Here is a 7787-nt window from a genome sequence, read left to right as displayed (position 1 = left end):
CCGTCGCCCGTCACCAACCGCCCACCACCGCCGACTTGGGATAACGGGTCCATACCCGCAGCTCCAGGGCCAACCGCGAGAACGACGGAGCCCTGGCCCAGGCCCGGCACCGTGGGGTCCTGGATCGCCTCCCAGATCGCACCCTCATCCAGCTCGGCGTCGCCCAGCAACGGGTACTGGCGGCCCGTGCCGGCCCCACCGAAGTGGCCATCCACGTAGCGACGTGCGAGGGCACCCCACAGAGGGGCTGTGGCGCCGATACCCACCGAACCCGTGGAGTAGTCGACCGGATCGGGGTCCTTGGACCGGCTGGGGTAGCTCTGCAACCCCCCGAAGGCGCGCAAGGTAGTCAGGTACGACTCGCTCAGGTCACCCAGCAGGTAGTTGATCGCGTGCAGTACCGGTGAAGCGTGAGGCTTGACCGACACCCGGTCCTCGCCAGTTAGTGAGTTAAACCACAGTGCCGTCATGATTGACGTCATCGAGGCACTCGACGCCTGATGGCCACCCACCTTCAGCCCAGAAGCGTTCGACCGCACCCGGTTCGCGTGATCGACGATCGCCGTGGACAGCCACAGCACCCGCCGTTCGACCGATTCCAGCACGGCGAGCTGGGGCCTTGACCCCGAATCCTGGACACGGGCTATGCGGCTTGCGCCAGGGTAGTTGATGTTGTCTCGGACGCTGTCTCGTATGCGATCGGGCTGCGGTGTCCGAGGCGGGAGTGGAGGCGTCGGGTGTTGTAGCGGTTGAGCCAGCGGAACGCGTCAAGGCGGGCCTCGCGTTCGCTGGACCAGTCTTGCGGCCCTGAAGCGTCTCGCGTTTGAACGTCGCGTTGAAGGACTCGGCAAGCGCGTTGTCCGCGCTGGAGCCGATCGCGCTCATGGACTGGCGGACGCCGGCGTGGTGGCAGGCGTCGGTGAAGGCCCGGCTGGTGTATTGGGCTCCGTGGTCGGTGTGCATGACCGCCCCGGCGAGGCTGCCGCGGGTCCGTTCGGCGGCGGCCAGGGCGTCGGTGACGAGGTCGGTGCGCAGGTGGTCCGCGATCGCCCAGCCGGCCAGGCGGCGTGAGGCGAGGTCGATGACGGTGGCCAAATAGAGGAACTTTCCGCCGTCCAGCGGGAGATAGGTAATGTCGCCGACGTACTTCGTGTTCGGCTCGCTTGCCGTGAAGTCGCGGCCGATGAGGTCCGGGGCCTTCGCCGCGGTCAGGTCCGCAACAGTGGTGCGGTGCCTGCGACGCAGCCGCACGCCTGCCAGGCCGATGCTGCGCATCACCCGCGCGATCCGTTTGTGGTTGATTCGCTCGCCGTCGTCGCGGAGTTCGGCGGTGATCCTGGGGACGCCGTAGGTGCCGTCCGACTCACAGTGCACGGCCCGTATCCGGGCGGCCAGGCGGGTGTCGGCAGCCTGCCGGGCCGCCCGGTCTTCGGCGGTCTGGCGCCAGTAGTAGAAGCTGGAGCGGGCGATGCCCAGGATGGTGCACAGCCGCTTCACGCCGTAACGGCGCTGGTGGTCGGCAACGAACTGGAAGCGGTTCACCAGCGCGTCTCCCCGGCGAAATACTTCGCCGCCTTGCGCAGGATCTCGCGCTCCTCCTCCAGCTCACGGATCTTCTTGCGCAGGGCGGCGTTCTCCGCCTCCAGCGGCGTGGGCGGCTCGGCGGGCGCCTCCGCCCGGCGCCCCCGGGGCCGGCTCGCTCCGGCCGCCCGGACCCAGTTCCGCAAGGTTTCGGGGTTGATCCCCAGATCGGCGGCAACCTGCCGGATCGTCGCCTCGGGCCGCGACTGGTACAGCGCGACCGCGTCCGCCTTGAACTCCGGCGGATAGTTCTTCATGACCACGAGATGTCCGTTCTCAGATCCTCAGGATCCAGTGTCTCGTGTGTCCAGGATCACGGGTCAAGGCCCCTGTTCCTCCCAGCCGGGGCCCGAGCCTTTGACGTCGGTCGACCTCAGTTCCGTGACCATCGCAGACCACCTCCGCATTCGACGCAATACCATAGAAAATTTCGCGTTGTGCCCCGCCAGTACACAGACCAGTCTTCGACTGCACAATAGATTCCTCTAGGATTGAGCAGTCTGCTCAAATCATGAGTCAGCTGAGGGGCGATGACAGAGCATCATGAACAGTGAACGAACCCTCGACGCCACCGACGCCCGAATCCTGCTCGCCCTGGCTACCGATCCGAGAGCCACTGTCGTCGCCCTGGCCGAGCATCTGGGGCTGTCCCGCAATACCGTCCAGGCCCGGATCGCCCGGATGGAACAGAGCGGCGCCCTAGGCTCCTTCGAGCGCCGGATTACCCCACGAGCGCTGGGCCACCCGCTGACCGCGTTCGTCACCGCACAGGTCAACCAGCACCAGCTGGCCAACGTGTCCCAGGCCCTGACGGGCATCGCCGAGGTCGTGGAAGTCTTCGGCCTCAGCGGAGAAACCGACCTGCTCGTGCGAGTGGTTGCCGCGGATGCGGAGGACCTGTACCGGATCGCGGGGCAGATCCTCGCTGTCCCAGGCATCGAACGCACCACGACGGCCCTGGCCATGCGCGAATTGGTACCGCACCGCCTTGCCCCGTTGCTGCGTCGCGCCGCGAAAGACAGCAAGCCGCGGTGAAACCAGGTCACCTGACCTCGGCGTTTTGAGGGGATGCGGCGAGCGCGGGGCCAACTGGCCACCTTCCCATAACGAGCGCAGAGTGGGGCGGGCGAGGTGACGTGGGAGAGGACAGTCCCATCCGTTGATCTTGCGCGGGTTCCCCGGCTTCAGCCGGGAGGGAAACGCATCCTCGAACCGCCGGCGCGCCGCGCCGGAGCTGGGTTGTTAGTAGAACTCCGTTAGGTCTTCCGGTCGGGCCTGCTCGGTAGCATGGTGGATGTGTGGACGCACATGAAGTGAACCGTGTCGGGGCGACGTTGGCGTTATACGTCGCTGATGTGTTCGCCTCCGTGTCGGGCAAGGACCAGCGGGTGAAGGGCGACTGCTATCTGCGGGGACTGATGCTGGACGGCCGCCGTAAGTCGATCCAGGCCATGGCCTCGCGGCTGCCGGACGGCAACGAGTAGAACCTGCAGCAGTTCGTGAACCAGTCGACCTGGGATCCGGTGTCGTGCAGCGGCGGATCGCCGAACGGATGCTGCCGCTCATCGCCCCGGCAGCGTGGGTGATCGACGATGTGTCGCTCCCCAAAGACGGCCGCATGTCGGTCGCCGTGGCCCCGCAGTACTGCGGGGCGTTGGGGAAACGGGCGAACTGCCAGGTGGCGGTCAGTGTCCACGCCGCCTCCGACACGGCCTCCTGCCCGCTGCAGTGGCGGCCCGAAGAGCGGGCCTCGGACACCGAGCGCAGGACCGTCACCCACGTCCCGCCCGACGTCACGCACCGCGAGAAGTGGCGCCTGGCCCTGGACATGCTCGACACGCTCGCCAGCTGGGGCATGACACCGCCGGCCGTGGTGGCCGACGCAGCCTACGGCAGCAACGCACACCTGCGGGCCGCCCTGTCAGACCGCTCCATCGCCTACGTGCTGTCCGTCCGCGCGGATGTGACCGTCCACCCGTTCGGCACCGAGCCCGAGGCCCCGGACCGTAAGAGGCCCATCGGCTGCTGGCCCCAGCCCCGCTACCGGAACCCCGCACCATCGGTGGCGGCGTTGGCCGTCGGCCTGGGACCGGAGTCATTCACCTCCCTCACCTGGCGGCAAGGCTCTCGAGGAGAGTTACGGTCCCGCTTCGCGGCCGTACGTGTCCGCCCTGCGGGCAAGGCCGTCGAGCGTCCGATCCGGGCCGCCGCCTCCGCCGGGCAGGGCTGGTGGGACGGGGTCCTGCCCGACTGCTGGCTGCTGATCGAATGGCCCGTCGGCGCCGAGACGCCGACTGATTACTGGCTGTCCAACCTGCCGGCCGACACTCCGATGGCCGCCCTGGTGCGGCTGGCCATGGTTCGCTGGCGGTTCCCCAGGGACGGGGACGGCTGCTGGTGGGATGCGACTCCGCGCGACCCCGTCACCCGTGTTCGCCTGCAAGGTGTCGACCATGTCAAGGTGCACCGGCACCGGCCCGTGGTCGGGAAGGTCAAGACGATCAGCGTCAAGCGGCAAGGGCGGAGACTGGTCGAGCTGCAGGGGACCAGTGGCCTCGTTGAGTACGCGCGGACGCGAGCAAGGGGCCGCGTGTGCGAGCGAGCCGGTCTGGGGAGCTGGCCGACGCGAGTAATGAAGGTCTCCCGGCTGATCACAGGGTGCCTGAGTTGAGTCTCGGCCTCCAGCAGCCGAGCCCACAGAACGCCCGGGTACCCGGCGGCCCGTCCCCGCGGCCCTGCACCAGGTGTCTGCGCAATCCGGAGCTGACCGGCATGGCCGAAACGGCGTGGGACCAACTCGTCGACCAACTGGCCGAGGAACTAAATGAGTTGCGTGAGCAGGGACGGCTCCAGCAGCGAGGAGGCGAACGCGTTCGCGGCGCAGGGGCCAATGACAAGCTGACGACCGCTGACAGAGTCAGGGCCGCCGTGCTCTACCTGCGCAAACTCGGCACCCGAGACCTACTTGTCCCGCTCTTCGGAGTCAACGGCAGCATCCTCACCAGGGCCGTTCGTCAAGTCCAGCCGTTCCTGGCCGAGCACGCTTCCATCCCACCCGTGAGAGGCAGGTTCTACATGCCCGCGGACATCACTGCTTCGCTCACGAACAGCAACCGCACACAGAATAGACCAACATATTGATTGTCTGCGAGGTCGTAGCCTGGACATGTCAACCACAATGAGCCCCGGTTTGGGAAACGAGCGTTCACTATACCGGCTTTTCGATAATGAGAGGGGACAGTTGAACCACGAGGCGCTCTCGGACTCGTTCCCAAATGCTGTCTGGAGTGAACCCTCGTACGGGCGTGCGGTCCACTTCATGCATGAAGATGCCGTGGCAGTTTTGGGCAACCAAGCCAGCGTTGACATCCGAGCGAAGGACCCCTGCGTTCTGTCCTTCCACGAGAATGGACGAGCCCAGCCGAATGCACCGGTCGCCTTGCCTCATGGTGCGCATGCCTGCATCACTACCCACCACCTTGCCCTCGCGCAGGTACATGGTGGCGTTCTCCGGCTCGTGCCGGTAGAATTCTCCTCTAGCTCTATAAATGGCATACACGCGTTCACAATAGAACTGGCCGTCACAGATCTGGTCTGACGCCATCATAAAGGCATCAGCTTCCTCAATGGTCTGGAGTAGCTCCTCCATCCGGTCGCCATAGACCTGCAGCAGTAGATCGGCCTTGCTGGTCATGTAGCGGAACAACGTGGCTTCCCCAACGTTGGCCCGCACAGCGAGTTCCCGTGTAGTGACGTCATTGAAGCTTTTCTCGTTGAAGAGTTCTTCGGCGGCCTGTCGAATGCGCGCAGCCTTCCTTAGCTTCTCTTGCTCCCGCAGCGACACCGGTTTCTCGTGAGGTTCGGTACGGTTCCGTGTCACATCCGCCCTTCCTGATAGCGCGCTCTATATGGAGTGGCTTATCAGTGAAGCACTTCGCCCGGTCACGCACAAGGTTGGGCGAAGTCGTGCTTCAGCTCCCATGCGATTCCGGCAACCCGCTCTGGCCTGCCGGCTCCCCTGTGCAAGAGAACGAAGCGCGTCAACCTGGCAACCATGTCTCGAGGCAGGCGGCCGACCGACTATTACGCTGTGCTTTGACGAAGCTGGCTGGATGACCCTATCGGTCAGCTTCCGAGATGCAGCCTTGGCTCAGCTCGTCGCTCGAGAGGTCGAGCCGGCGCTCCAGGAAGTGCTCACATCAGGTGCAGACTGCGTCGGCCGTTAGCCAATCCGCCGGTTCCGCGATGGCTGCTGCGGGCACTCAAGCCACGATCACGATCCACGACCGCACGCCACGACTGAGAACGGCGACGCGCCCACGATTGCAACGTTCGCCGTCATTCAGCATCGCAGGCGCTACTGACCGTGACCACAGTCCGGACGAACACCATCATATCCGGACTCGGAAGTAGCGCCTGGGCGCAGATCACGTACCAGCAGGCTGGACAAACTGTGATGACCTGTGGCGTCCGACGCTGGACAGATTGTCGGTCGCGCTGCAACGTCTTGTCTGGTGACGATAGCAAGAGCTGGTACGCAGCTGGACCAGGCTATCTCGCACGCCAGCGTCATTGCCGAATCCTTGCACAGCACCGACGACCCGAGGACTACGATCGTGACGACTTCACCTTTGCCTGACGCCGGGCGGCCTGAACCCGTTCGACTGCCCACGGAGCGCGAGTGCCCGTTTGACCCGCCGCGTGAACTTGGCGAGCTACGTGATAGTCAACCGTTGAGCCGCTTCCGTTTCCCCGATGGTCACATTGGGTGGTTCGTGACGAGCTATGAGCTTGCTCGTGCCCTGCTGGTAGATCCACGTATCAGCGTCTTTCCCGGAGGGGTGCCGCAGATGCAAGCGACGCGCGCTGGCATGCTCTTTGATGGGATGCAGCGCGACACCACTTTCCCGGATGATGTTCGCGCGATTGTTGATCGTTACCAGCGGGAGGGTCGGCTCACCGCGGCCTTCCGGGACCCGGAGGTTTTGCGGACGCTCCATGAACATCCGATACGCAACTTGCCCTTCGCCACTCTGATGGATCCACCCGAGCACACGCGGCTGCGACGTATCCTCGGCAGCCATTTCTCGGTGCGCAGCGTGGCCAAGCATCAGGCGCACATCGAACAAATCGTCACCGGTTGTCTCGACGCCATGGAGCAAGTTGGGCCCCCCGTCGACCTGGTCGAGGCGTTCGCTCTTCCCATTCCGTCGCTGATGACGTGCGCGCTGTACGGCATTCCAGAAAGCAACGTCGACAATTTTCAGCGACTCAGCGTGGCCATACAGCACCCCAACTCCACCGTCGACGAAGTCCTCAAGGCAATGGCGGAGTTCCGCGCATTCGCTTGGGAACTCATCGAAGGCAAGCGAGCGGAGCCAGGCGATGATCTTCTCAGTGCGCTAGTGAACAATGGCGAGCTGACCGATGACGAGCTTGTGGCCGTCGCGGTCAATTTGGTAAGAGGGTCTCACTCGACGACCGCCAACTCGCTCGCGTTCGGCGTCGTCACGCTCCTGCATGACCGGGATCGGTGGGATGCGCTCAGGACCGAGTCAGTCCCGGTCGGTCGCATCGTGGAAGAGCTGCTGCGGTACAACACCATCACCCAAGTTGCCGATGTGCGAACCGCTCTGGAGGATATTGAGATCGGCGGAACGGTGATCAAGGCTTTCGAGCCCGTCGCCGTCTCGTACTCCGCGGTCAATCGCGACCCGCAGGTGTTCGCTGAGCCGGACCGGGTCGACCTGACTCGCCAGTCCGCCGGGAAGCACCTCGCCTTCGGCTACGGCGTCCATCAGTGCGTCGGCCAGCATCTGGCCCGTCTGGAAATGCAAATTGCACTGCCCGCACTGGCTCGTCGTTTCCCCACTCTCGATGTCGCTGTTCCCGTGGCAGACATCCCTTGGCACAGCGGCGACCGGGTCCTCTTCGGGCCGGAGCGACTGCCGGTGACCTGGTGAGGGTCAACGCCGACTGGGACCGGTGTGTGGGCGCAGGCCTGTGCGCTCTCACCGCTCCGAACTTGTTCGACCAGGACGAGAGGGACGGCCGAGTCATCCTGCTAGCCAAGGGCGATCTCGGCGCCGGCGAGCTTGAGGCGGCTCAAGAGGCGGTGGGGTTGTGTCCGGCTGGAGCGTTGTCGCTTCGTGGTAGCGGTGACGGTGCGATGGTGGACGAATAGGTCGATGTGCTGGGCTGGCTTT

4 protein-coding genes and 4 pseudogenes are annotated in these 7787 nt (G+C 65.0%); 5 read left to right on the top strand and 3 right to left on the bottom strand.

Annotation, left to right across the window (positions count from 1 at the left end; all coding sequences use genetic code 11):
• Positions 1 to 92: 92 nt before the first annotated feature.
• Positions 93 to 647: pseudogene (locus AC07CM_RS49765) on the bottom strand (thiamine pyrophosphate-dependent enzyme); the annotation flags it as partial.
• Positions 644 to 1844, bottom strand: a pseudogene (locus tag AC07CM_RS49760) (IS3 family transposase). The pseudogenes AC07CM_RS49760 and AC07CM_RS49765, both read right to left, overlap by 4 nt.
• Before the next feature lie 280 nt (positions 1845 to 2124).
• Between AC07CM_RS49760 and AC07CM_RS49755 the strand changes: the two are divergent.
• The 3 genes and pseudogenes from AC07CM_RS49755 to AC07CM_RS49745 all read left to right on the top strand — a co-directional run.
• Positions 2125 to 2616, top strand: coding sequence for an Lrp/AsnC family transcriptional regulator (locus AC07CM_RS49755; protein ID WP_478883186.1), 492 nt, complete (start codon positions 2125 to 2127; stop codon positions 2614 to 2616).
• 263 nt (positions 2617 to 2879) lie between these two features.
• Positions 2880 to 3964: pseudogene (locus tag AC07CM_RS49750) on the top strand (IS701 family transposase); the annotation flags it as partial.
• 314 nt (positions 3965 to 4278) lie between these two features.
• Positions 4279 to 4722: pseudogene (locus AC07CM_RS49745) on the top strand (helix-turn-helix domain-containing protein); the annotation flags it as partial.
• 67 nt (positions 4723 to 4789) lie between these two features.
• Here AC07CM_RS49745 and AC07CM_RS49740 read toward each other — a convergent pair.
• Complete coding sequence (locus tag AC07CM_RS49740; protein WP_478883185.1) at positions 4790 to 5461, bottom strand: TetR/AcrR family transcriptional regulator; 672 nt, start codon at positions 5459 to 5461, stop codon at positions 4790 to 4792.
• An 895-nt stretch (positions 5462 to 6356) separates the two neighbouring features.
• On the opposite strand from AC07CM_RS49740, the gene AC07CM_RS49735 reads away from it, so the two are divergent.
• Both AC07CM_RS49735 and AC07CM_RS49730 read left to right on the top strand, forming a co-directional pair.
• A complete protein-coding gene (locus AC07CM_RS49735) occupies positions 6357 to 7544 on the top strand; it encodes a cytochrome P450 (RefSeq protein WP_478883184.1) in 1188 nt (395 codons plus the stop codon).
• Positions 7541 to 7765 (top strand): ferredoxin, encoded by a 225-nt coding sequence (locus AC07CM_RS49730; RefSeq protein WP_478883183.1) that lies wholly within the window; start codon positions 7541 to 7543, stop codon positions 7763 to 7765. The genes AC07CM_RS49735 and AC07CM_RS49730 overlap by 4 nt, the downstream gene beginning before the upstream one ends.
• The last annotated feature ends 22 nt before the right edge of the window (positions 7766 to 7787 follow it).

The organism is Streptomyces sp. NPDC044061 (genome assembly GCF_056434305.1).
The sequence above is the reverse complement of the archived record's forward strand: the minus strand, read 5'-3'. Positions and strand labels throughout refer to the sequence as shown.

Coding starts and splice junctions, on each gene's coding strand:
- AC07CM_RS49755 (WP_478883186.1), top strand. CDS start 2,125: ATGAACAGTGAACGAACCCTCGACGCCACCGACGCCCGAATCCTGCTC.